Annotated in this window: 20 protein-coding genes and 1 tRNA gene; 12 read left to right on the plus strand and 9 right to left on the minus strand. The window is 67.2% G+C overall.

The features are described 5' to 3' along the window. Window positions 1-4 precede the first annotated feature (4 nt). Together LC060_RS06660 and LC060_RS06665 are read left to right on the plus strand one after the other, a co-directional pair. Window positions 5-1,003 carry a cation diffusion facilitator family transporter gene (locus LC060_RS06660; protein ID WP_226633842.1) on the plus strand — a complete coding sequence of 333 codons (999 nt, stop codon included), beginning with the start codon at window positions 5-7 and terminating at the stop codon, window positions 1,001-1,003. A gap of 124 nt (window positions 1,004-1,127) precedes the next feature. Beyond that, the gene (locus tag LC060_RS06665) at window positions 1,128-1,730 is read left to right on the plus strand and encodes a nuclear transport factor 2 family protein (protein WP_226633844.1); all 603 of its coding nucleotides are present in this window, start codon (window positions 1,128-1,130) and stop codon (window positions 1,728-1,730) included. 232 nt (window positions 1,731-1,962) lie between these two features. On the opposite strand, the gene clpX is transcribed toward LC060_RS06665, so the two are convergent. Next, complete coding sequence (gene clpX, locus LC060_RS06670) at window positions 1,963-3,261, minus strand: ATP-dependent Clp protease ATP-binding subunit ClpX (protein ID WP_319005418.1); 1,299 nt, start codon at window positions 3,259-3,261, stop codon at window positions 1,963-1,965. Window positions 3,262-3,372: 111 nt separating this feature from the next. Beyond that, window positions 3,373-4,038 (minus strand): ATP-dependent Clp endopeptidase proteolytic subunit ClpP, encoded by a 666-nt coding sequence (gene clpP / locus LC060_RS06675; RefSeq protein ID WP_039391357.1) that lies wholly within the window; start codon window positions 4,036-4,038, stop codon window positions 3,373-3,375. A 276-nt stretch (window positions 4,039-4,314) separates the two neighbouring features. Here clpP and LC060_RS06680 point away from each other — a divergent pair, with 276 nt between their 5' ends. After that, window positions 4,315-5,826, plus strand: coding sequence for a hypothetical protein (locus tag LC060_RS06680; RefSeq protein WP_226633848.1), 1,512 nt, complete (start codon window positions 4,315-4,317; stop codon window positions 5,824-5,826). Window positions 5,827-5,917: 91 nt separating this feature from the next. Here LC060_RS06680 and tig read toward each other — a convergent pair whose 3' ends face one another. Beyond that, window positions 5,918-7,498 (minus strand): trigger factor, encoded by a 1,581-nt coding sequence (tig, locus tag LC060_RS06685; protein ID WP_226633849.1) that lies wholly within the window; start codon window positions 7,496-7,498, stop codon window positions 5,918-5,920. A 93-nt stretch (window positions 7,499-7,591) separates the two neighbouring features. After that, window positions 7,592-7,676, minus strand: a tRNA-Leu gene (locus tag LC060_RS06690). Window positions 7,677-7,864: 188 nt separating this feature from the next. Here LC060_RS06690 and LC060_RS06695 point away from each other — a divergent pair. Further along, the gene (locus LC060_RS06695; protein ID WP_199904381.1) at window positions 7,865-8,023 is read left to right on the plus strand and encodes a hypothetical protein; all 159 of its coding nucleotides are present in this window, start codon (window positions 7,865-7,867) and stop codon (window positions 8,021-8,023) included. Window positions 8,024-8,031: 8 nt separating this feature from the next. Here LC060_RS06695 and sppA read toward each other — a convergent pair whose 3' ends face one another. Continuing rightward, on the minus strand, window positions 8,032-9,945 hold the full coding sequence (gene sppA / locus LC060_RS06700; RefSeq protein WP_226633851.1) for a signal peptide peptidase SppA: 1,914 nt from the start codon (window positions 9,943-9,945) through the stop codon (window positions 8,032-8,034). 147 nt (window positions 9,946-10,092) lie between these two features. On the opposite strand from sppA, the gene LC060_RS06705 reads away from it, so the two are divergent. Both LC060_RS06705 and LC060_RS06710 read left to right on the plus strand, forming a co-directional pair. After that, a complete protein-coding gene (locus LC060_RS06705) occupies window positions 10,093-11,073 on the plus strand; it encodes an aspartate carbamoyltransferase catalytic subunit (RefSeq protein ID WP_226633853.1) in 981 nt (326 codons plus the stop codon). Then, window positions 11,070-12,317, plus strand: a complete 1,248-nt coding sequence (locus LC060_RS06710) for a dihydroorotase (protein ID WP_226633855.1) — start codon at window positions 11,070-11,072, stop codon at window positions 12,315-12,317. The genes LC060_RS06705 and LC060_RS06710 overlap by 4 nt, the downstream gene beginning before the upstream one ends. A 252-nt stretch (window positions 12,318-12,569) precedes the next feature. Here LC060_RS06710 and LC060_RS06715 read toward each other — a convergent pair whose 3' ends face one another. Both LC060_RS06715 and LC060_RS06720 read right to left on the minus strand, forming a co-directional pair. Beyond that, complete coding sequence (locus LC060_RS06715) at window positions 12,570-13,940, minus strand: tetratricopeptide repeat protein (protein WP_226633857.1); 1,371 nt, start codon at window positions 13,938-13,940, stop codon at window positions 12,570-12,572. A gap of 39 nt (window positions 13,941-13,979) precedes the next feature. Next, window positions 13,980-14,699, minus strand: coding sequence for a ParA family protein (locus tag LC060_RS06720; RefSeq protein WP_039391344.1), 720 nt, complete (start codon window positions 14,697-14,699; stop codon window positions 13,980-13,982). A gap of 274 nt (window positions 14,700-14,973) precedes the next feature. Here LC060_RS06720 and LC060_RS06725 point away from each other — a divergent pair, with 274 nt between their 5' ends. From LC060_RS06725 to LC060_RS06745, 5 genes are all read left to right on the plus strand, one after another. Continuing rightward, entirely contained in the window at window positions 14,974-16,158 is a 1,185-nt protein-coding gene (locus LC060_RS06725) for an SPOR domain-containing protein (protein WP_226633859.1), read from the plus strand. Window positions 16,159-16,255: 97 nt separating this feature from the next. Next, window positions 16,256-17,440, plus strand: coding sequence for a DUF418 domain-containing protein (locus LC060_RS06730; protein ID WP_226633860.1), 1,185 nt, complete (start codon window positions 16,256-16,258; stop codon window positions 17,438-17,440). 68 nt (window positions 17,441-17,508) lie between these two features. Further along, window positions 17,509-17,697: a bacterioferritin-associated ferredoxin gene (locus LC060_RS06735; RefSeq protein WP_039392418.1), complete on the plus strand. Its 189-nt coding sequence runs from the start codon at window positions 17,509-17,511 to the stop codon at window positions 17,695-17,697. A gap of 140 nt (window positions 17,698-17,837) precedes the next feature. Further along, window positions 17,838-18,317, plus strand: coding sequence for a bacterioferritin (bfr, locus tag LC060_RS06740; RefSeq protein ID WP_226633862.1), 480 nt, complete (start codon window positions 17,838-17,840; stop codon window positions 18,315-18,317). A 32-nt stretch (window positions 18,318-18,349) separates the two neighbouring features. Further along, entirely contained in the window at window positions 18,350-19,414 is a 1,065-nt protein-coding gene (locus tag LC060_RS06745; RefSeq protein WP_319005419.1) for a nitronate monooxygenase, read from the plus strand. Here the strand turns inward: LC060_RS06745 and LC060_RS06750 are convergent. Next, window positions 19,395-21,482: a prolyl oligopeptidase family serine peptidase gene (locus LC060_RS06750; RefSeq protein ID WP_413465101.1), complete on the minus strand. Its 2,088-nt coding sequence runs from the start codon at window positions 21,480-21,482 to the stop codon at window positions 19,395-19,397. The genes LC060_RS06745 and LC060_RS06750 overlap by 20 nt on opposite strands. Window positions 21,483-21,649: 167 nt before the next feature. On the opposite strand from LC060_RS06750, the gene LC060_RS06755 reads away from it, so the two are divergent. Further along, window positions 21,650-22,792: an AI-2E family transporter gene (locus tag LC060_RS06755; RefSeq protein WP_226633865.1), complete on the plus strand. Its 1,143-nt coding sequence runs from the start codon at window positions 21,650-21,652 to the stop codon at window positions 22,790-22,792. Between the two features lie 77 nt (window positions 22,793-22,869). Here LC060_RS06755 and der read toward each other — a convergent pair whose 3' ends face one another. Continuing rightward, entirely contained in the window at window positions 22,870-24,252 is a 1,383-nt protein-coding gene (der, locus tag LC060_RS06760) for a ribosome biogenesis GTPase Der (RefSeq protein WP_226633866.1), read from the minus strand. Between the last annotated feature and the right edge of the window lie 29 nt (window positions 24,253-24,281).

Genomic DNA, 24,281 nt, shown 5'->3' on the forward strand with positions numbered 1-24,281 from the left:
TGCGATGGAACACGAGACCTTAGCCACACCTCCGCACGCCCATGGGCACCACGGACATTCCCATAGTCACGATCATGGGCATGGGCATGGGCATGGGCACGGCCATCACCACCATCACGGCCCTCCCCCGGGCGGCGCGAACATGGCCTTTGCCATTGCCGTCAGTCTCAACGTGGTGTTCGTGATCGTCGAGGCCATCGCGGGCTTCGTCAGCGGTTCCATCGCGCTTCTCGCCGATGCCGGGCACAACCTGACCGATGTGGTTTCGCTGCTGCTGGCCTGGGCCGCGGCCATCCTCGCCGCCCGCCCTCCCTCCGAGCGCTACACCTACGGCCTCAAGAGTTCGTCCATCCTGGCCTCGATCGCCAACGCGGCACTGCTGTGGGGCACGGTCGGCGCGATCCTGGTCGAGACCCTGCGCCGCCTGTTCGAGCCCGCCCAGGTCGCGGGCACCACGATGATGGTGGTGGCGGCCATCGGCATTGCCATCAACGCGCTCTCCGCGCTGCTCTTCGCCAAGGGCTCGAAGTCGGACCTCAACCTGCGCGCCGCCTTTGTCCATCTCATGGCCGACGCCGCCGTCTCGGCCGGCGTGGTCATCGCGGGCGGCCTCATCTGGGCGACCGGCATCGCCCTTCTCGATCCTATCACCTCGCTTGTCATCACGCTGGTCATCGCCTGGTCGAGCTGGAGCATCCTGCGCGATTCGCTGCGCATGGGTATGCTCGCCGTGCCCGATGGCATCGACATCGCCAGGGTCCGCCGCCTGCTTGAAAGCCAACCGGGTGTCAGCCATGTCCACGACCTTCACGTCTGGCCGATGAGCACCACCGAAACCGCGCTCACCGCTCACCTCGTCAAGCCCGATGGCCCCGCCGACGACGCGTTTCTCGCCGTCCTCGCCGAGCAGCTGGCGCACGACTTCGGCATCGGCCATCCCACGATCCAGATCGAGACCGGGCACGCCGAGAGCTGCGCGCTGGCAAGCCCCGACACGGTCTGACGCAAAGGCGGGCCGCCTCGTCGGCACACGCGGCACCGCGCCCCATCTGGCGCATTGCAGCTCCCACCCGGTTGTGCCGTTCTGGCGCACCGATGCGCGAAGCTGTTCAAGGAGCCGCCCGTCCATGCCGTTGATTTCCGCAAAGTCGTTGCTTGCCAGCTGCGCTCTTCTCGGCCTCGCCGTGCCCAGCGGCGCCAGCCTTGCCGCGACCTCCCCGGACGCGCCCGCCCTGCAGGCCGACATGGCACGTGCCGAACTTCAGCAGCGCTACGACGAGCTCAGGCACGCAATGGAGCAGCGCTCAGCCCCAGGCATCGAGGCCCTGCTTGCCCCCGGCTTCACCAGCACCGAACTCAGCGGACGCACGCTTGATGCCAAGGCCATGATCGCCGAGGTGCAGGATGCCCCCGCCGATCCCAACCGCGACACCCGCACCACGATCAAGGCCCTGACCCTCGATGGCAAGGAAGCGAGGGTGCGCCAGACCATGACCGCCAGCGCACAGGTGCGCGGGCACGCGATGGAGATGATCGCGCTGGCCGAGGACACCTGGATCCACGGCGAAGACGGGTGGAAACTGAAGACCACGACCTCGCAGGAGATGACCGTCACGCAGGACGGCAAGGTGATCCGTCAGGCCCGTCTGGACGATGCCCCCGAGCCGCTTCACGATACGCCGCCTCCCCGCGCGGTGGCCATTGCCGGACCGCAGATGGAAGGGCGCTAAGGCTCAGAAAGAGAGAAATTTGCAAGGGGTCATCACCCCTTGACCCCATACCCGGCCACCTCACCTTTCTCGGTTTGAGGTGGCGCGCGGGACGTAAGCTAGACGGTATTGGGAGCCCGAGGGCGATGGCCCTCGGATCTGCATCTTTTTCCACTCTCCATGAAAAAGGCCCGGAAAGATCCTGTGATCCCCGGGCCTTTTCGAATTTCCGCTCAGGCGGGAGGCGTGCCGGTCAGGCGGCTTCCTCGGCCTTGTCGCCCTTGAGGACGCGGACGGGTTCCTTGCGCCCCGCCACCACGTCACCATCGACGACGACTTCGGCGATGTTCTCTTCGGTCGGCAGGTCGTACATCGTGTCGAGCAGCAGCCCTTCAACGATGGAACGCAGACCACGTGCGCCGGTCTTGCGGTCGATCGCCTTCTGGGCAATCGCCTCGAGCGCCTCGTCGGTGAACGTCAGTTCGACGTCCTCCAGGTCGAAGAGCTTGGCGTACTGCTTGATCAGTGCGTTCTTGGGTTCCTTGAGGATCATCACCAGAGCGGCGATGTCGAGGTCCTCAAGCGTCGCGATGACCGGCAGACGGCCGACGAACTCAGGGATGAGACCGAACTTGAGAAGATCCTCGGGCTCGCTCTTCTGGAGCAGTTCGCCCACGCGGCGCTTGTCGGGATCGGCGACGTGCGCGCCAAAGCCGATCGAGCGCTTCTGGAGGCGATCGCCGATGATCTTTTCGAGCCCCGCGAAGGCGCCACCGCAGATGAACAGGATGTTCGTGGTGTCGACCTGCAGGAATTCCTGCTGCGGGTGCTTGCGCCCGCCCTGCGGCGGGACCGAGGCCGTGGTGCCTTCCATCAGCTTCAGCAGCGCCTGCTGCACGCCTTCGCCCGACACGTCGCGCGTGATCGACGGGTTCTCGGCCTTGCGGCTGATCTTGTCGATCTCGTCGATGTAGACGATGCCGTGCTGCGCCTTCTCGACGTTGTAGTCGGACGCCTGCAGCAGCTTGAGAATGATGTTTTCCACGTCCTCGCCCACGTAACCGGCTTCGGTCAGCGTGGTGGCGTCGGCCATGGTGAAGGGCACGTCGAAGGTCTTGGCCAGCGTCTGGGCGAGAAGGGTCTTGCCCGAGCCGGTCGGCCCGACGAGCAGGATGTTCGACTTCGACAGCTCGACGTCGCCCTGCTTGCCCGCGTGCTTGAGGCGCTTGTAGTGGTTGTGGACAGCCACCGACAGGACGCGCTTGGCGCGCTCCTGGCCGATCACGTAGTCGTTCAGCGTCTCGCAGATTTCGCGGGGGGACGGCACGCCGCCATCCTTCTTGCCCGCGATCCCCGCCTTCGTCTCTTCGCGAATGATGTCGTTGCACAGCTCGACACACTCGTCACAGATGAAGACCGTGGGTCCCGCGATCAGCTTGCGCACTTCGTGCTGCGATTTCCCGCAGAAACTGCAGTACAGGGTGCTTTTCGCGTCAGATCCGCTCAATTTCTTCGCATTCCATCTAAAGGCCCCATCGCGGGCGACTCGCAGAGTCTACCTTGGACGGGGGCGGTTTAGCAATCCTAGGCGGTCAACGTTGACAGGGGGTGAAGGGACCGATCCGCCAATTCCGGTCCCTCCCTGTCCACGCCCGGGAGGCGATCAGCCCTCCGGCTTGTCCGCGTCGGGACGGGTCTCGAAGACCTTGTCGACCAGGCCAAAGGCCAGGGCTTCTTCGGCCTCGAGGAAGGTGTCACGGTCCATCGCCTTCTCGATCTCGTCGAGCGACTTGCCCGTGTACTTCACGTAGAGATCGTTCAGGCGGCGACGCATGCGCAGGATCTCGCGGGCCTGGATCTCGATGTCCGAGGCCATGCCCTGCGCGCCGCCCGAGGGCTGGTGTACCATGATGCGCGCATTGGGAAGCGCGATGCGCATGCCCGGCTCACCGGCTGCGAGCAGGAAGCTGCCCATCGAGGCGGCCTGGCCGATGCACACGGTCGAGATGCGCGGCTTGATGTACTGCATGGTGTCATGGATCGCCATGCCCGCCGTGACGACACCGCCCGGCGAGTTGATGTACATCGAGATGTCCTTCGAGGGATTTTCCGATTCCAGGAACAGCAGCTGCGCGACGATCAGCGAGGCCATGTGGTCTTCGACCTGACCGGTCACGAAGACGATGCGCTCGCGCAGGAGGCGCGAATAGATGTCGAAGCTGCGTTCACCCCGGCTGGTCTGCTCGACGACCATCGGCACGAGCGCGCCGGTCACGGGATCGGTGGTGAATTTTCCTTGAGCGCCTGACGCGCCAAACAGGTCGAGCATGGGATTCCTCATCTGGTTGCCTGCCTTATTTCGCGTGCCCTATCCCGATGTTCAAGGGCATAAACCCATCAATCGGTGTATGGATTGCGACAATTGCTCCACAATTGCCGAAACCGCCCCCGCTCTGTCCCGCACGCGGACGCCTGAAGCCGGGGAAATTGACAGGCCTGCCTGCTCTGCCCACCACATAGACGCAGCCACCGAATCCGCACAGTTTCCGGTCAACGTACAGACCGGGCTGCCGCACATGGCCCGGAGACACGGCATGACGTCGAAATGAAAGCCCGCCCCGCGGCAGGGCGCATCCCCTGGAACGCTCTCATCACGGCGAGCGCCTTTGCCCTCCTGTTTTTCGCGATTACCTGGGTCAGCCTGTACCGAGGCCCCTGGTACGACGAATTCTATACCCAGGCGGTCACCCTGCCCACGCGCAGCTGGAGCGACGCGCTGCGCACGAGCTGGCTGCGCGACAACCATCCCCCCTTCTACTATGCGCTGATGCGCGCGAGCGCCTGGCTGGGACCTGTCCCGCGCCACCGGCTCGTCCATCTTGCCATCCTTGGCGCCGCCGGGCTTGCCGGGTGGACCCTTGTCCAGCGCGATCCGCAGTTGCGCGCCAGCGCCCTTGCCGCCTTGCTCGTGCTGCTCGGTGCGCGCGCGACAATCCACACGGCGAGCGAGCTGCGCTCCTATTTCCTGTCGCTGTGCCTGGGCGCGGTCCTGGCGCTTTGCCTCGTGCGCAGCTGGACCGCTCCCAAGGACCGCGACCGGGCTGCCCTTGTCACCGGTTTCGCCGCGACCTTCCTCGCCTTCAATACGCATATCGTGACGACGCTGCTGTGCGGCGCGCTCTACGTGCCCTTCGTGGGCGCGGCGCTGGCGGCGCGCGATGGCCCGCGCCTGCGCGCGCTCCTGCCCCCGCCGCTGATCGCGGGCACGGTCTTTCTGGGGATCACCGCCATCCAGGCGCGCTACTGGGGGGCCAACACGGCTCATTTCTGGATCGAGGGAGGACTGGGCCCACTGCTGGACACGCTGCGCTATGCCCTGCAGCGCACGCTTGAGGCCAATCTGCTGCTGCTTGCCGCCGCTACGGGGGGCGGGCTCCTCCTCTTCAGCGATATCTGGAGGACGCGCCGCCTTGCAGCCCTCACGGCGGCAACCCTGCTGCTGGGTGCGGGACTGGCACTTGGGCTCTTGGTGCTGAGCGCGCTCCACCTTGGTCTGCGACCGATCCTGATCGAAAAGTATCTGGCCCCCGCCGTCGGCGTTCTGGCCGTTCTCCTGGGTCTGTGCACCGCGCGTCTGGTGCGCGCCTGGCCCACCCATCTTGCCAGTCTGCTGTTCCTGGCCGCGCTGGTGGTGGGCGGCCTCGGACTACGCCACAACGCCCTGTGGGCGGCCGAGCGCGAGAGCTGGTACGGGACCGGCCGGATCATCGCGCGCGTGCAGGCGGCCTGCCCTACAACCCGGGTCTTCATCGATCCCTACTGGAACGCCGATCTCATTGCGATGCCCCCGGCCGACAACGCCCGCGTCATGCCCTTCGCCTATCGGGAGGTCGCCCGGCGCCTGGGCTTCACGCTCGCCCCGCAAGGCTCCCACACCCTTTCGCGCGACTGCCCCAACCTGTTCTGGGCCGAACACGACCCGGACAGCCATTTCACCGCCGCCCGAATCCGGGCCCACCTGAGCGGCAAGGGCTTCGCGCTCGACACACTCACGCTGACGCGCGTCGGCTACGGCTGGATCGCCAGCGACGGTCCCCTCGGGCACATCGCCAACTAAGCCTGCAGCCCGGACGCAAGAAGGCCCGGCATGACGACCATGCCGGGCCTTCGTGAGCCGATCGAACGCGGGGCCAGGCCCGCGAACGCGATCAGTCTTCCTTGGCAGCCTCGTCCTTGGCAGCGGCCTTCTTGGCCGGAGCCTTCTTGGCGGGCGCCTTCTTGGCGGCGGGCTTGGCTTCGCCGTCCTCGGTCTTCTTGGCAGCGGCCTTCTTGGCCGGAGCCTTCTTGGCCGGGGCCTTCTTCTCGGCCGGCTCGTCACCGGCTTCGGCGTCGTCCGCCTTCTTGGCCGCAGCCTTCTTGGCCGGCGCCTTCTTGGCGGGCTTGGCTTCGGCCTTTTCGGCTTCGCCTTCCTCGGCCTCGATCGCGGCCTGGAGTTCCTCGCGGGTCACTTCACGCTCGGTCACTTCCGACTTCTCGATGAGGAAGTCGACGACCTTGTCCTCATAGAGCGGCGCGCGCAGCTGAGCGGCCATCATGGGGTCCTGCTGGACATATTCCATGAAGCGCTGGCGGTCTTCCGGGCGGTACTGCTGGGCAGCCTGCGAGACCAGCATCGACATTTCCTGCTGGCTCACTTCGACGCCGTTGGCCTGGCCGATTTCCGACAGGAGCAGGCCAAGACGCACGCGGCGCTCGGCGATCTTGCGGTAATCGTCCTTCTCGTCCTCGATCTCCTTGAGCGCGGCTTCGGGATCTTCCTCGTTCGAGGCTTCCTGGACGAGCTGCTGCCAGATCTGGTTGAACTCGGCTTCGACCATCGAGGGCGGCACGTCGAAATCGTGACCGGCGGCAAGCTGGTCAAGCAGCTGGCGCTTCATTGCGGTGCGGGTGAGACCGGCGGTCTCCTGCTCGAGCTGGCCCTTGATGAGGCCCTGGAGCTGCTCGAGGCTTTCGAGGCCGAGCTGCTTGGCGAACTCGTCGTCGACGGTGCTCTCGACCGGCGCCTTGATCTCGTGGGCGACGATGTCGAAGGTGGTTTCCTTGCCGGCGAGGTGCGCGGCCTGGTAGTCCTCGGGGAAGGTCACGGTGATGACGCGCTCGTCACCCGCCTTGATGCCCTTGAGCTGCTCTTCGAAGCCCGGGATCAGCATGCCCGAACCGATCGTGATCGGCTGCTTTTCGGCCGCGCCGCCTTCGAAGGGCTCGCCGTCGAGCTTGCCGGTGAAGTCGCAGATGACCTGGTCGCCGTCCTCGGCTGCACCGTCCTTGGTTTCGAAGCGCTGCTGCTGGCTGGCGATCTTCTCGACCTGCTCGGTGACGGCGTCGTCGGCGACGGGAACGGTCAGCTTTTCCAGCTTGAGACCTTCGATCGAGGGGGTCTCGATCTCGGGGAGGATTTCCAGCGCAACGCTCAGTTCCGCGTCCTTGCCCTGCTCGTAGCCTTCGCCGAGCGAGACGTCGGGGTTCATCGCGGGACGCAGCGCGTTGTCGGCGACCAGCTTGTCCATCGCTTCGCGGATGACGTTGTTCAGCATGTCCTGGTGGATCGCGTCACCGTGCATCTTGCGCACGAGGTTGGCGGGAACCTTGCCGGGACGGAAACCGGGCATGCGGACCTGCGGAGCGATCTTCTTGATCTCGCCCTCGATGCGGTCGGTGATGGTGGTGGCCGGGATGGTCACCGTGTAGGCGCGCTTCAGGCCCTCGTTGGTGGTTTCGACGATCTGCATCTCAATGCCTTCCTGTGCAATCCGTGGAGCCGTGCACGGCCAAATGCCGGGCGCGACCGATTCGCATGCCACATCCGGCCATGCGCGACGGACTGGTGCGGGCGAAGGGACTCGAACCCCCACATCTTGCGATACCAGAACCTAAATCTGGCGCGTCTACCAGTTCCGCCACGCCCGCATTCGGATGAAGCCTAAAACTCAAGGGACGTGCCCTTATAAGGCCACGGGCAAAAGGGCAAGCTCCGCGAGTCGCATTGCCCTTCGCGCACGTCCCGCAGCCGAGGCCCTTGCAGGCCAAATCCGCCCTCCCCACTTCGAGGAGACAAGCCTCGCCGTGCCTGGCGAGGCCAACGCGAGGAGGTCCCGATGGCAACCCGTCCCGACGATACGCCCGGCCAGACACCGCCCGAAACCCCGCCCGTGCCCAGCGACCCGGGCCCTGCGCCTGTACCCGACGAGGCCCCCTTCCCCGGGCCCGACACCGATGCCCCCGATACGGGGCCAGCCGAATTGCCGGGCCTTTAGAGCCTCGTTTACGACCCGGCCATGAGGAGGCTCAGCCAGCCGCGAAAGCCAGTTGACCGGGCCGACAGGGAGTGCCCGGGCGCGCCGGAAACGGGGGCTTCCACGGCCGTACAGGCAAGGCAGTAGGCCTGGATGCCGCTGGTCCCGGCCAGCGCCTCGAGTGCACGGCCCGCCTGCTCCAGACGCCGCGCATGGCCCCGCGCGGCCAGCGCGGCGTAGTCCGAGATCGCCGCCTCTTCGCCCGAGGGACGGGCAAGGACCTGCGCCAGGAGCGAGTCGAAGGGATCGGCAGGCTCGGCCAGGTACTGCGCGTGCCAGGGCTTGTTGCCCACACCGCCCTTCTTCGCGGCATAGGCCAGCGCGGCATCGAGGCCACCCATCTCATCGACCAGACCACGTTCCATCGCCTCGCGCCCCGACCAGACGCGGCCCTGCCCCACAGCGTCGACCGCTTCGGGGGACATGTCGCGGGCCTTGCCAGCCACACTCAGGAACTTGGCATAGGTCGATTCGACCGAGCCCTGCAAAAGCGCGTCCACTTCGGGGGAGAAACCGCCCAGGATGTCCGGCTCGCCCGACAGCGGCGTAGTCTTCACCCCGTCCGATGTGATGCCCAGGTCCGCCAGCGTCTTTTCAAAGCTGGTGACGACCGCGAAGACCCCGATCGAGCCTGTCAGCGTGTCGGGCTCGGCAAAGATCCTCTCGCCCGCTGTCGAGACCCAGTATCCCCCGCTCGCCGCCAGGTTGCCCATCGAGATGACCACCGGGATCTTCTTGTCGCGGTAGCGCAGAATCGCCCGGCGGATGCGCTCGGAGGCCATCGCCGAGCCGCCCGGGGAATCGACCCGCACCACCAGCGCCTTGAAGCCCTTGTCGAGATTGTCGTCGAGCAGGCGCGCAATGCGATCGCCCCCGGCGCTTCCCGGCCCCGCATCGCCATCGACGATGGTGCCCGCCACCGTGACGACGCCAATCGTCTCCCCCTTGGTGGGAGCAGGATTGGCGGTGAGCCAGGTCGCCAGCGCGGTGTGGCGATAGCGCGCAGCATGATCGCTCGTGTCCTTGCCCTTCGCCTCGCCCACGATCTTCGCGACGCGCTGCTCGAATTCGGTCTTGTCTCCGATCCGGTCGACAAGCCCGGCCGCCTTCGAGGCGTCGGCCAGATCGCCCTTGCCCGCCGCAATCCAGGCCGCCGGGTCCTGCGTCATCTGCGCGACGCTCGCCTTGGGACGCGCCTTGGCGAGATCGGCCTTCCAGCCCTCCCACAGCGCGCTATAGATGTCCTCGTAGTTGGCCCTGGCCGCGTCCGACATGTCGGCGCGAAGGTAGGGCTCGACCGCGCTCTTGTAGGTGCCCACCCGGTAGACATGGGCATTGACCCCGAAGCGGTCGAACAGGTTCTTGTAGAACAGGTGGTTGCCCCCCGGCCCCGAAACAAAGGCCGCGCCCATCGGATCGACCCAGACCTCGCTCGCGTGCGCGGCCAGCAGCACCCCGTCATCGGCGTAGGCGTTGGCGAAGGTGAGCACCGGCTTCTTCGCCGCGCGCACCTTGTCGATGGCGGCAGCCACCGCGCGTTCGTGGACCTGCCCACCGCCCAGAAAACGCGACAGGTCGAGCACGACCGCGGTGATGCGTTCATCCTTTGCTGCGCTCTCCAGCGCGCGCACGACGTCGCGCACCGGGTATTCGCCCACCGGCGCCTGCTGCGCGAGCAGCAGCTGGAAGGGGTCGGGCGTGCTCTTTTCCTCGACCAGGACGCCGTCGAGCTGGAGCAGCAGCGCGCCGCCCTCCACCTTTGCCGGGCTCGGGCGCAGGCTCAGCGCGGCAAACAGCACCGTAAAAAAGCCGATCAGCAAAAGGAGGACGAGCGCGTCCTTGATGCCGACCAGCAACTTCCACACCTTGGAGGCGAATTGCATTGGAACTCCCGGATAAAATCGGCCGAACCTAGCGCCCTGCCCGCAGCTGGGAAAGGGCCTCATCGCCCGGTGTCCGACACACACCGACCAGCGTCGTGCGAATGGGGCTTGAGTGGGACCGGGAGCGGGCCTAAGGCCCTGTCTTCGATGACAGCTCCAGAATATACCTATCCCGAAGGCCGTGCGGCATTCCCGCACGAGGGCCTTGTCGGTATCGCCGGCCTTGCGCCCCACGAGATCTGGTTCCTCCTCGACGAGGCGGAACAATGGGTCGAACTCAACCGGGGAGCGCAAAAGCGCCGCGACGTCCTGTCCGGGCTGACCATCATCAACGCCTTCTTCGAGAACTCGACGCGCACGCTGCTCAGCTTCGAGATCGCGGGCAAGCGCCTGGGCGCCGACGTCGTCAACATGGCCGTCGCCACCTCCAGCGTGAAGAAGGGCGAGACCCTCATCGACACCGCCATGACGCTCAACGCCATGCGCGCCGATGCCATCGTCATCCGCCACTCCAGTTCGGGCGCGGTGCAGCTCATCGCCGACAAGGTCGACTGCCCGGTCCTCAACGCGGGCGACGGGCAGCACGAGCACCCGACCCAGGCGCTGCTCGATGCGCTCACCATCCGCCACGCCAAGCGCGCCTTCAACGGCCTTCGCGTGACGATCTGCGGCGACATCCTGCACAGCCGCGTCGCACGCTCGAACATCCTGTGCCTGACCTCGCTGGGCGCGGACGTACGCGTCTGCGCTCCGCCCGCGCTCATGCCCGCCGACATCGAGCGCATGAACGTCAAGGTCTTCCACGATTTCGACGCCGCGCTGGCCGGTTCGGACGTGGTCATGATGCTGCGCCTGCAAATGGAGCGCATGGAGGGCCAGTTCATCCCCTCGCCGCGCGAATACCGCCACCTCTATGGCCTCTCGCAGGAGCGCCTCAAGCTGGCCGAGCCCGACGCGCTGGTCATGCACCCCGGCCCCATGAACCGGGGCATCGAGATCGAAAGCAACGTTGCCGACATGATCGACCGCTCGCAGATCACCACCCAGGTCGAGATGGGCGTTGCCATGCGCATGGCCTGCCTCGAAGTGCTCACCCGCAAGGGCCGCAAGATGGAGGGTTGGGCATGAGCCAGCACGCACCGCTGACGATCCGCAACGGGCGCATCCTCCACGCCGACGGCACCATTGCCGAGGGCACCCTGCGCGCCGAGGGCGGCTTCATCACCGAGATGGGCCCGGACGTCACCGCGCGCGAGGGCGACACCGTCCACGACGCGCGCGGGCGCCTCGTCACCCCCGGCCTTGTCGATCTGGGTGTCTTTGCCATCGACAAGCCCGCTTTCCATTTCGGCGGTATCACCCGCGCCGCGCTGATGCCCGACCAGCCGACCCCGCTCGACATTCCCTCGCGCGTGCGTTTCGCCGCGCTGTCGGGGAAGCCTGACTTCTGGGTCCACCCGCTGGGCGGCGCGACGCGTGAACTGAAAGGCGAATCGCTCGCCGAGATCGCACTCATGCGCGAAGCTGGCGCCAAAGCCGTGGCGACCGGCCGCCGCTGGATCGGCGATTCGGGCACGATGCTGCGTCTCCTGCAGTACTGCTCGATGTTGGGCATGACCGTGATCGCCCACGCCGAGGACGCCGGCATTACCGGCAAGGCCGTGGCGACCGCGGGCGAGATCGCCACGCGCCTTGGCCTGCCCAGCGCGCCGGCCGAAGCCGAAGCCATCGCCATCGCACGCGACGTCGCCCTGGCCGAGCTGGCGGGCGCGGCCATCCACTTCCGCAACGTGACCACGCGCGCCGGACTCGACCTCGTGCGTGCGGCCAAGGCCCGCGGCCTCAAGGTTACCGCGGGTGTGTCGCCCGGCTACTTCATGCTCTCGGACCTGGCCGTCGCGCAGTTCCGCACCTTCGCCCACCTCTCGCCCCCGCTGCGCTGCGAGGAGGACCGCAAGGCCGTGATTACGGCCATCGGCGATGGCACCATCGATGTCATCGCCTCGGGCCACGATCCGCGCGGCTCGGAAGACAAGCGCCTGCCCTTCGCCGATTCCGCGCCCGGTACCGCCGGGGCCGAAACGCTGCTCCCGCTCACCATGAACCTGGTGCGCGACGGCGTGATCGACATGGCCCGCGCCTTCGATCTCCTCGCCGCGACCCCAGCAAGGCTCCTGGGCGTTCCTGCCGGACGCCTCGAAGTGGGCGCCGAGGCCGACATCGCGGTGATCGACCCCGACCGCCCCTGGATCGTCGATTCGGACAAGATGGCCGCGACGGCGGGCAACACCCCCTTCGACAAGCAGCCCGTCCAGGGCCGCGTGCTCGCGCTGTTCAAGGGCGGCATGACGCTCAAGACCAAGGCGGCCTGAGCCCCCTCTTCACGTGGCCGAACAGGCACGAAAACAGAAAGATAGATCCGAGGGCCATCGCCCTCGGGCTCCCCGAATTGTCGACCTCACCTTCCCCGGGCCAGGATGGCCCAGAAAGGTGAGGTCGCCGATTCCGGGGTCAAGGGGCGATGGCCCCTTGAAATTCCGGCCCGCTTCACCAGCCCAAAAAAGAGGCCACCGTCCCCGGGGGGACGATGGCCTTCAGGTTCACATGGAACTGCTAGAAACGGGTCAGCGGCGCGCGTGGCGCGGACCGCTTGAATTGCGAGCAAGGAGCGCACCGGGTAGCGGGCGCGTCTCGGCGTAGGCGAAGCAGCCACCGCCGCGGTTCTTCACCGCCGCGCACATCGACTTGGCCGCGCGCCCATCGAAACCTTCGGCGGCCACGCGGAAGTAGCGACGCCCGGCGACTTCGGCCTCGGTGATGCGCATGGTGTGGTTCTTGAGACGCGGATCGCGCGCCACGAAGATGCCCCAGGCGCGCTCGGCGCCTTCCATCGTGCGAAACGAGCCAAGCTGAACGAGATGCGTGCCATCGTCCGCCGCCTTTTGCGCCGACGCGGTGCGGACCGGAGCAGCGATCTTCGCCGGAGCCTTGGCCAGAGCCGAACGGCCCATGCGCACTTCGGGAAGGCGCTGGACGACAGGCGTCGACACGAAGCGGACCGAACCGGCGGTCTCGGGCGCCACGGCAAGGACGGCCTCGGGCTTGGGCGCCGGAATGGATTCGATGTCAGCCTTGGCTGGACCGCGCAGGGTCGAAGCCATCGGCGCGGCAGCCGCGAGAGCCGGAAGCTCGGCCTCTGCCTTGACCGGCGCATCCTGCATCGCCAGCGACTGCGGCACCGCGTCGGCCTTGGCGAGAGCCGCACCGTCGGGGCGGCCGTTCAGGGCAAGCGCCACCGGCTGGCCGGGATCACGCACATCGAGCGGCGTCCCCAGCAGCCCTGCAATCCGCAGGCCACTGTCGGCATCGCGCGCGCTGCGGGCCCATTCGCCCAGACGCGCATCGAGCTGGTCGCCCGGAACGTCCTGCGAGGCGATAATGCGGGCCTGCGCCCACTGGCCGCTCAGGGCATAGGAATAGGCAAGGTTCTGGCGCGACTTGGGGGTGTTCTCCCCGCCGCGCACGACATCGGTGAGAATGGCGACGCCCTGGCTCGGACGCCCTGCCAGCGCGACGGCCAGACCAAGATCGCTCGCCGGGATGCGGTCACGCCACTGCGCCAAGACGCGCAGCGCATCCGCATTGTGTCCGGCGCCGATGCTGGAGAGGACGAGGCCGAGCGCGGTGCGCGGGTCCTCATCGCCCAGCGCGAGCGCGTCGCGGAACGTCGTCTCGGCCGACTGGAAGCGCCCAGCGGCCAGATAAGTATGCGCGAGGTCGCTGCGGCGCGAGGCCGATTCGAACGACCGCTCGACCCGCTTCTCGGCCTTGAGGATGTCCTTGGAGACCTCTGCGGCGTAAGCCTCGCTCGACACGGCTTCCGCCTCGCTGCGCGCGAGCGCGGCGTGGCTGACGAACCCGCCCAGGAGGGACGCGGCAAGCGCGGAACAGACGGCAAGACCAGCCTGGCGCGGGGAAAGGTTCACTCGGGACATCCGGCAGCTCCTCGTCGATGGGCGCGGGTGCGAGGGCTCTTACGAGCCCGCGACGCGGCGACCGAAACCGCCAACCGGGCGGGCCATGCCCTGTGCCGGAGCGCTCTGGCCGGGCGCGGCGAAGACGGTGCGGCGGAAGTTCTTTTCCAGGCGGTCGGCGATGTAGTTCCACAGCGCGCCCACTTCCTGCGAGGAGCGACCGTTGGGGTCCACTTCCATGACCGTACGCCCGTCGATCATCGAGGCCGCAAAATCGGTGCGCTGGTGCAGCGTGACCGGGGCCACCGTACCGTGCTGCGAGAGCGCGACTGCGGCTTCGGCGGTGATACGCGCCTTGGGGGTTGCCGCGTTGACCACGAACATCAGCGGCTTGCCGGCACGTTCGCACAGATCGACAGTCGCGCCCACGGCGCGCAGGTCGTGCGGGCTCGGGCGGGTCGGAACGACGATCAGCTCGGCCACCGAGATGACGCTCTGGATCGCCATGGTAATGGCCGGCGGGGTGTCGATCACCGCGAGCTTGAAGCCCTGCTGGCGAAGCACCTGGAGATCGTTGGCAAGGCGCGCAACGGTGGTCTGCGCAAAGGCGGGCAGCTCGGCCTCGCGCTCGTTCCACCAGTCGGCGAGCGAGCCCTGCGGGTCGATGTCGATCAAAACGACCGGTCCTGCGCCGGCACGCTGCGCCTGAACGGCAAGGTGACCGGACAGAGTCGTCTTGCCCGATCCGCCCTTCTGTGAAGCCAGTGCCAGTACTCGCAAAGTCGGTCCCCCACGAAAACCCCGAAGCGGGGTCTGAAGAATGTCGGGAACTGGAATCGCAGACCGTTCCTAATTTACCGTTAATCAGCGTAAATTTTGCACACCCGGCCTGTGCAGCCCGGCTTTTTCGCGGCTTTTGCCGGGGACTTTTCCCCTAACTCGGCCTTTACCGGCACCATGCAGATTGCGGGCAGGCACCTGCGACTCCGCAGGCGAGGACAAAAGTCGCGCGCCCTCCTATGCTTGCGCCATGAGATTCGCGAAGGGACCTGCCTTGATCCACCGCCGCCGCCCCCACCTGCCGCTTCGTCGCGCGCTCACGGGGGGATTCGCCGCACTGGCGCTGCTCGCCGTGTCCCCGCCCGCACACGCGGCGCAGGACACAGGCGCTGCGGCGCGCGCAGACGTCAAGGCGGGCGTCGATGCCTGGTCGGCCGGAAACTACGCCGAGGCTGTCGTCCTATGGCAGCCTCTTGCCGCGAAGGACGATCCCGACGCCCTGTTCAACCTTGCCCAAGCCTACAAACTGGGACGCGGCGTCCCCGAGGATCTTGACCAGGCGCGCAGCCTCTACGGGCGTGCCGCCGCGCTCGGCCACGTCCAGGCCGCCGACATCTATGGCCTGCTGCTCTTCCAGGAGGGCGAACGCGAGGCGGCCCTGCCCTACATCGAGGCCTCCGCCAGGCGCGGCGATCCGCGCGCCCAGTACGTCCTTGGCATTGCCCACTTCAACGGCGACTTCGTGCCCAAGGACTGGGTCGAGGCCTATGCCCTGCTGACACTGGCCCGCCAGGACGGGCTCCCGCAGGCCGGCAAGGCCCTCGCGCAGATGGACGGCTACATTCCGCTCGAACAGCGCCAGCAAGGCATCGTGCGCGCGGGCCAACTCGCGCAGGAGAGCCGGGCCGAGCGCACACGCCAGGCCGCCACGAACGAACTTGCAGGCCCTTCGCAGGAGACCGCTCCGGGGGCGAAAACGGCATCCCGCGAGGCCGATCCTCTCACGCAAGCTGCGGCGCGTGCCCGCAGTGCAAGCGCCGCCGAGGCAGGCGCCGACTACGCCCGCCCGGCCGCCGGGAACACGCCCCCTGCACCTGCAACCAGCGCATGGCCCGCGCCCGGCGTCGCGTTCGCGCCCAGCAGCGACACAGCAACGCCTGCCTCACAGGCGCGACCACCGGTTGCCACGACCGCCCTCACCTCCAAGACATCGGCCACACCGGACATGACAGGCCCCTGGGAACTGCAACTCGGCGCCTTCGGAGTCGAGGGCAATGCCCAGAAGCTCTGGAGCAAGGTGCGCACCCGCCCCGAGATCCAGGGTACCGCCAGGCGCACCGAACCGGCCGGACGGCTGACCGTACTCTTCGCCAGTGGCTATCCCTCGCGCAGCGCAGCGAGCTCGGCCTGCGCCAAGCTCAAGGCGGGCGGGTACGACTGCCTCGTGACCCGGAACTGACCCCATCGCGGACAGCCCCAGCCCCAGCGCCCCCTCACCCGAGGAGGTCGCCGCCGGAGCGCGGCTCCTCTCGCTCGACCTGCTGCGCGGCGTCGCGGTGCTGGGCATCCTTGCCATCAACATCGCCGGGTTTGCAGGTCCACTTGCCGGGACAATCAGCCCGGCACTGACCCGCGCCCATACCCTCGTCACCTCTTCCTGGGACAACGCCGCCTTCGCGGTCTCGCTCGTCCTTTTCGAGGGCAAGATGCGCGCGCTCTTCTCGCTGCTCTTTGGCGCGGGCGTGATGCTGTTCTGGCAAAGTGCGGAGCGGCGCGGGGCGGACGGCGATGTCCTGCAGGTGCGACGCCTCGCCTGGCTGCTGGGCTTCGGCTTCCTCCACTATGTTCTCTTGTGGTGGGGCGATATCCTCTTTGTCTACGCGCTGTGCGGCCTCGCCGCCCTGATGCTTCGCCCGTTGCCCACGCGTACGCTGGTGATCGTGGCGCTCGCGCTCTTCTATGGCTGGCACTTGTGGGGACTGTTCGAACTGGCCCCGCTCGTGCGCGCCGAGACGGCCCTTCGCGAGGGTCATGCCAGCGCGGCGCAGGCCAAGAGCGTCGCCGCCTGGTTCGAGGCGGTGCGCGCCGGGATCACCGAGGATCTTGCCGAGGCGCGTTACCCCTACCTCGAGCTTGCCTTGACCAAGCTGCGCGAGCGTCCGTTCTGGCAGGTCAGCATGACCTGGAACATCTTTTCCGAGACGCTTCCGCTCATGTTGCTGGGCATGGTGCTGGTGCGCAGCGGCTTCTTCGATCCGGCAAAGGCGGTCAAGCTGCGGCTCTACGCAGGTCTTGCCTGCGGCCTGAGCGGCCTTGCCTTCAGCGCCACGTTCACGGCCTGGGCCCTGGCCCACGACTTCCCGCCGGTCGCAATGGAGGCAGCCCTGTCCTGGGGCCTCGCGCTCCCCCACCTCCTCACCGCGATGGGCTACGCCGCGCTGCTGGTCCATGCCACGCCCCGCCTTGCGCCCACGCGTCTCGGGCAACGCCTGATCGCGACGGGGCGCATGGCCTTCAGCAACTACATCGCCACCAGCCTTGTCATGACCGCGATCTTCTATGGCTGGGGGCTGGGCCTGTTCGCCCGTTTCGGGCCCGCCGCGCAAGTGCCCTTCGTGCTTCTGGGCTGGGCGCTCATGCTGGGGCTGAGCGCGCCATTCCTCACGCGATTCCGGCGCGGTCCGCTGGAGTGGCTGTGGCGTTCACTGGTCGAAAAACGCTGGCTCCATAACGGCTTCTAAGAATCGTTAGCAATACTATTGCGATCCATTCTCACATGCGTATAGTGGACCTCAACGAGGATTCGCTCATGTACGTATGTATCTGTAATGCCATCCGCGAGAAGGACCTGCGCTGCGCCGCCCGGCGTATGAACGGCGATGCCGAAGCCGTCTACGCCGCCATGGGCCGCAAGCCCCAATGCGGACAATGTCTCGACGAGGCCGAAGAGATCATCGCCGAGGAAGTGGAAGCCGCCAGCTACCCCGCGGCCGCCTGAAGTCTCTCCTATTCTGCTGAGAGACTGGCAAAAAGCCTGCCCGCGTCTCGGGACAGGCGGGTAAAAATCGATTGCCTTGCCTTGCCCATACGCTTTTGGGCGATCATACTCGTGCGCAAATTCCCAGCAGGAGATGCGCCATGAAGGGCGACGCACAGGTCATCGACTACCTGAACAAGGCCTTGTTCAACGAACTTACCGCGATCAACCAGTACTGGCTGCACTACCGCATGCTCGACAACTGGGGGATCAAGAAGCTCGCCGACTACGAGCGCCACGAGTCCATCGACGAGATGAAGCACGCCGACATCCTGGCGGACCGGATCCTCTTCCTCGACGGCCTCCCCAACTTCCAGGCGCTCGGCAAGCTGCGCGTCGGCGAAGACGTGGAAGACATCCTCAAGTGCGACCTCGCGCTCGAGCATGACGCCATCCCGCTCCTCAAGGAAGCGATTGCCCACTGCGAAGCCGTACGCGACTATGTCAGCCGCGAAATCTTCGAGCGCATCCTCGAGAGCGAGGAAGAGCACGTCGACTACCTCGAAAAGCAGTTCGACATGATCGCGCGCATGGGCCTGCAGAACTACTGCCAGCTTCAGAGCGAGGCGGCCCAGGCCTGAGCCGACACGAACCGGACGCACCGCGCGCGATGATAGACTTCTGCAAAGGCCTGGATCTGGCCCTTCCGCTGATCCAGGCCCCGATGGCGGGCACCTCGACGCCCGCCCTGGCCGCGCAAGTCTGCCGCGCCGGTGCGCTCGGCTCGCTCGCCATCGGCCACCTCGATCCGGCCGGAGCCGCCGCGGCGCTGGCGGACCTTGCCAGCCGCACCGACCAGCCCTTCAACGTCAACCTCTTTGCCCACGCGCCTGCGGCCGTCGACCTTGCCCGCGAGGCTGCCTGGCTTGACGCCCTGCGCCCGCGCTTTGCCGCCTTCGGCGCCACACCGCCCGCAGCGCTCTCCACCATCTACGACAGCTTCACCGGCAACGCGGCCATGCTCAGCGTCGTTCTGGCTGCCGCCCCGCGCGTCGTCAGCTTCCATTTCGGCCTGCCCGAAGCGCCCGCGATTGCCGCACTGAAAGCCGCAGGCGCGCGGCTGCTCGCCAGCGTGACCTCGCGCGCCGAGGCCGAAGCGGCACGCCGGGCCGGGATCGACATGGTGATCGCGCAAGGCTGGGAAGCGGGCGGCCATCGCGGCGTATTCGATCCCGAGGCGCAGGACGCGCAGCTCTCCACCGCGCAGCTCCTTGCCGATCTTGTCGCCTGGGGCGAACTGCCCGTCGTCGCGGCGGGCGGCATCATGGACGGGCGCGGCATCGCCGACGCGCTCCAGGCCGGGGCCACCGCCGTCCAGATGGGCACCGCTTTCCTCGCCTGCCCCGAAAGCGCCAGCGACGGGGCCTACCGCGCGCGCCTTGCCTCCGATGCGGCGTATCACACGGTGATGACCCACCTCATCTCGGGCCGGCCCGCGCGCTGCCTTGCCAACGACTTCACCGCTCTGGCGGACATTCCCGGCCTGCCCGACGTGCCTGCCTATCCGCGCGCCTACGATGCCGGAAAGGCGCTCAACGCCGCCGCCAAAGCCGTCGGGGAGACCGGCTACGGCGCGCAGTGGGCAGGAACCGGCGCGCCCCGCCTGCGCCCTATGGGCGCGGCCGATCTCGTCCGCACCCTGGGCGCCGAACTCGCCGCTATTCAGCGCCAGGCGTAGGCGTCTGTGCCGCAGTAGTATCGGTGCGGTAGCGGTCGAACCAGTCGAGAATGGCCGAGGCCTTGGCCGCCGACTGCGAGGGCCGCGCCGCGATGCCGCCATGGCTGGCGCCGGGCACTTTCACCAGCGCGGTCGGCACGCCCCGGATCTTGAGCGCAGTATAATACTGCTCCGATTCGCTGACCGGCGTACGGTAGTCCTCCGCGCCGACCACCACGAGCGTGGGCGTGGTCACGTTGCCCACCAGGCTGAGCGGTGAGCGCTTCCAGTAGACCATCGGCTCTTCCCAGACCGGCTTGTCGAACCAATGATCGTGGTAGACCGGCGCCCCGTCCGAGGTCAGTGTGAAGCTGCCCCAGTCGATCACCGGCTTCTGCGAGACCGCGGCCTTGAAGCGGTCGGTCTTGCCCACGATCCAGGCGGTCAGCACGCCCCCGCCCGAGCCGCCGGTGACGAAAAGGTTGTCAGGATCCGCCACGCCGTCCGCAATCGCGGCGTCGACCGCGGCCATCAGGTCCTCGTAGTCGGGCCCCGGGTAGTTGCGGTCAATCAGCCGGGCAAACTCCTCCCCGTAAGACGTCGAGCCGCGCGGGTTGGTGTAGAGGACCGCATAGCCGTGCGCTGCGTAAAGCTGGTCGTCGGTCGAGAAGGTCCCGCTGTAGGCCGCCATCGGGCCGCCGTGGATTTCCAGGATCAGCGGCGCCTTCTCACCCGGCTGGAGCCCTGGCGGCGTGACCAGCCAGGCATCGACGGGCCGTCCGTCGGGCGCGGTCACGGCCAGCTTGCGCACCGGCGCCATCGCCTTGTGGTCGATCCACGAACCGTTGAGGTCAGTGAGACGCTCACCCTTCCCGCCCCCGTCGCTGACCCACAGATCCGCCGGGCGGTCAGTGCCATTCGCGGTATAGGCGATGCGCCCGCCTTTCGAGACCGAGAAGCTGCCGCCCGTGTAGGGCCGGTCGAAATGCCCGCCCTGCGTCAGCCCTTCGACCAGCACCTTGAGCGATCCATCGAGGCCCAGCTTGCCGACCTTGCGCACGCCCTTCTCATCATAGAGCACGTAGAGCGTCGAATTGCCCACCCAGATTGCATCATCGATGCTGAGATCATGGCCTGCCGTCAGCGAACGCTTGGCGCTGCCATCGGCGTTCATCACGTAAAGCTCGGTGTTGGTGTAGGAGTGGAGCGCGTCGTCGAAGCCAAAGTAGGCAATGCGCTTACCATCGGGCGATACCAGCGGGCCTGCGTCGGGACCGAACCGGCTCGTCATCGCACTCACGACGCCGCTCGCCAAATCGACGGCGTAGATCTCGCGGTCGGAGGGCTTCACGTCCCAGTCGGGCTTGCGGTTGCCGGTAAAGAAGATGCGCGTGCCATCCCCGCTCCAGGCAAGCGCGCCCTCATCTGCAAAGTTGCCGAAGGTCAGCTGGCGCGGCGCGCCGCCGGTTGCAGGAACCACGAAGACATGCGCCGTGCCCGGCTTGACGTAGCCCCCGCCATCGCTGCGGTAGGTAACCTTGTCGATGACTTCGAGCGGCTCGGCCCACTGCGCCCCTTCGGGCTTGCCCGAGGGCGCAGAGCCCAGCGAAAGTCCCTCGCCCGGAACCCGCGTCGCATAGGCGATCTGCGAGCCATCGGGTGACCAGGCGAGGCTGCCCGGACTGTCGGGCAGGCCCGTCACCGCCACATCCGCGCCGCCTTCCATCCAGAGCACGTGCAACTGCGGAGCGCCCTCGCCATCGCTGGAGATATAGGCCAGGCGCGCGCCATCGGGCGACCAGCGCGGCGCGAAGTGCGCGCCCTTGCCCGCAACCAGCGGGCGCTGCGCCCCGCTCGCCACATCGACCAGCCAGAGCGAGGGCACGGCGCGGTCGGTCATGATGTCCGCGGCCTGGCGCACGTAGGCCACCTGCTTGCCATCGGGCGAGATCTGCGGATCGGTCACGCCCTGGAGGCGAAACAGGTCGCTGGGCACGAAGCCACGTTCGGGCCCGGCCTGAACGGCGCTAGCCGTCGCGGGAGCCTCCTGCGCCAGGGCACTTTGCGCGCACGGCACGCTCAGGACCATGGCGCTTGCCACGAACAGCATCCAACGCTTTGCGACCACACTCGTTCTCCCCATACTTCGGACGCGCCAAGTCTTGCGCCTCGCCGTGAAAAAATCCACCCTTGGCGCGACTTTCGCACGGCCGTGTTGTTCAGGCCGGCAACTTCACGAACGAGCGCACACATCCGATGATCGAAAAGAAAAAGCCCGCCTTTGAAGTCGAGGACGGCGGCTACGTCGCCCTTCTCGTGCTGGTGACCTTCGCCTTTGCCTACCTGGTCGCGCCCTTCTTCGGAGCCGTACTGTGGGGCGTGGTCGCCGCGATCATGTTCGAGCCCATGACCCGCAAGCTCGCAGGCGCACTCGGCGGGCGCAAGAACCTGGCCGCAGCCCTGGTCCTGATCCTGCTGCTGGCGCTGGTCATCCTGCCCACCATCGTGCTTGGCATCAGCCTCGTGAACGAGGCCTCCGCGCTCTACGCCAAGATCAAGGCGGGCGACATCTCGATCCCGGGCATGCTCCAGCAGATCGAGGGGTCACTGCCCGACAGCATACTCCAGTTCATCCGCCAGTACGGCCTGACCGACTTCAACACACTGCGCCGCATGTTCGGATCGAGCGTGACCACCGGGCTCCAGACCGTCGCCTCGCAGGCGCTGGTGCTGGGCCAGGGCGCGCTCAGCTTCCTCGCCGCGCTGGGCGTCATGCTCTACCTCACCTTCTTCCTGCTGCGCGATGGGCAGCGCTACACCGAGCTCGTGCGCGGCGCGATGCCGCTGCGCCCCAAGATGCGCGACTCGCTCTTTGCCCACTTCACCGTCGTCGTGCGCGCGACGATGAAGGGCACGGTGGTCGTCGCCGTCATGCAGGGGCTTGTCGGGGGGATCATCTTCTCGCTGCTGGGAATCGAGGGCGCGCTCCTGTGGGGTGTCCTCATGGGCTTCCTCTCGCTGCTTCCGGCCGTGGGCACCGGGCTCGTGTGGGTGCCGGTCGCCATCTACCTCCTCGCCACCGGCGCTGTCTGGCAGGGCGTGGTGCTGATCCTCGCGGGCATGTTCATCATCGGCATGATCGACAACGTCCTGCGCCCGATCCTCGTCGGGCGCGACACGCGGCTGCCCGACTTCGTGGTGCTGATCGCAACGCTCTCGGGACTCCAGCTCTTCGGCCTCAACGGCTTTATCGTCGGGCCTGTCATCGCGGCCCTGTTCATCGCCATGTGGAACATCGTGCGCGAGCAGCGCGAGGAAGCGCGCCGCCCGCTCGACACCGCGCTCAGCGAGGAGGAGGCCGACGCCGCCCGCCGCGAGGCCGAAGCCCACCCGGGCTGACCGGCGGACCCTGCGCACGAAAAAGCCCCCCGGAAGCGCGGCTTCCGGGGGGCTTTTTCGTGTGAGGTCCTGCGCCCTTACTTCTTGGTTGCGAAGGGGTTCTTCGCGCTGCGCAGGTTGAGACGGATCGGCACCGCATCAAAGCCCAGCTCGCGCCGGATCCCGTTGATGAGATAGCGCTTGTAGCTTTCGGGCAGCATGTCGAGACGGGTCCCGAACAGGACGAAGCCCGGCGGACGGGTCTTGGCCTGCGTGATGTAGCGCAGCTTGATGCGCTTGCCGCCAGGAGCCGGCGGCGGGTTGGCCGACAGCGCATCGTCGAACCAACGGTTGAGCGCCGAGGTCGGCACGCGGCGGCTCCACGCCTCGCGGATCGAGAAGGCCGCCGCCATGAGATCGTCGAGGCCCTTTCCGGTACGGCCTGAGATTGCCATCAGCGGCACGCCGCGCACCTGCGCCAGGCCTTCGTTGAGCGCATCGCGGATGCCGTTGAACAGCGAACTGGCGTCCTCGGCCACGTCCCACTTGTTGATCGCGATCATCAGCGCGCGGCCTTCCTCGAGCACCATCGAGGCGATCTTGAGATCCTGGTGCTCAAGCCCGCGCGTCGCATCGAGGACGAGCACGACGACTTCGGCAAAGTCGATCGCGTGGCGCGCGTCCTGGACGGCGAGGCGCTCCAGCTTCTCGGTGACCTGCGCCTTCTTGCGCATGCCCGCCGTGTCGATCAGGCGCACCTCACGGTCCTCGTCCGCCTTGGGATCGTGCCAGACCCAGTCGATCGCGATCGAATCGCGCGTGATCCCGGCCTCGGGGCCGGTGAGCAGGCGATCTTCCTTGAGATAGCGGTTGATGAGCGTGGACTTGCCCGCGTTGGGACGCCCGACGATGGCCAGCTTGAGGGGGCCACGCAGCAGCGCTTCCTCGTCCTCTTCCTCCAGCTCGTCCTCTTCGGGCGGCTGGAGCGGCTCGAGATGAGGGAGCAGACCTTCAAAGAGGTCGCCCATGCCCTCGCCATGCTCGGCCGAGATCGCGACCGGATCGCCCAAGCCCAGCGAATAGGCTTCAAGCAGGCCCGATTCGCCCGCTCGCCCTTCGGCCTTATTGGCAAGGAGGATGACCGGCACCGGCGAGGCGCGCAGCCACTGCGCGATTTCCTCGTCGAGCGGGGTCAGCCCGGCGCGCGCGTCGATCACGAAGAGCGCCACGTCCGCGGTGGCGAGTGCGGCCTCGGTCTGCTGGCGCATGCGCCCGGGCAGCGTTTCGGCCTCGTCGTCCTCCCACCCGGCGGTATCCACGATGGTGAAATCGAGGCCGAGAAGGTGCGCATCGCCGAAGCGACGGTCGCGCGTCACGCCCGGCTGATCGTCCACAAGCGCAAGGCGCTTGCCGACGAGCCGGTTGAACAGCGTGGACTTGCCGACGTTGGGTCGGCCGATGATGATGACTTGTGGAAGCATGATTCCCACCCGATTGGGGACTTCGGAGC

Source organism: Novosphingobium profundi, assembly GCF_020524485.1.
Lineage (GTDB): Bacteria > Pseudomonadota > Alphaproteobacteria > Sphingomonadales > Sphingomonadaceae > Novosphingobium > Novosphingobium profundi_A.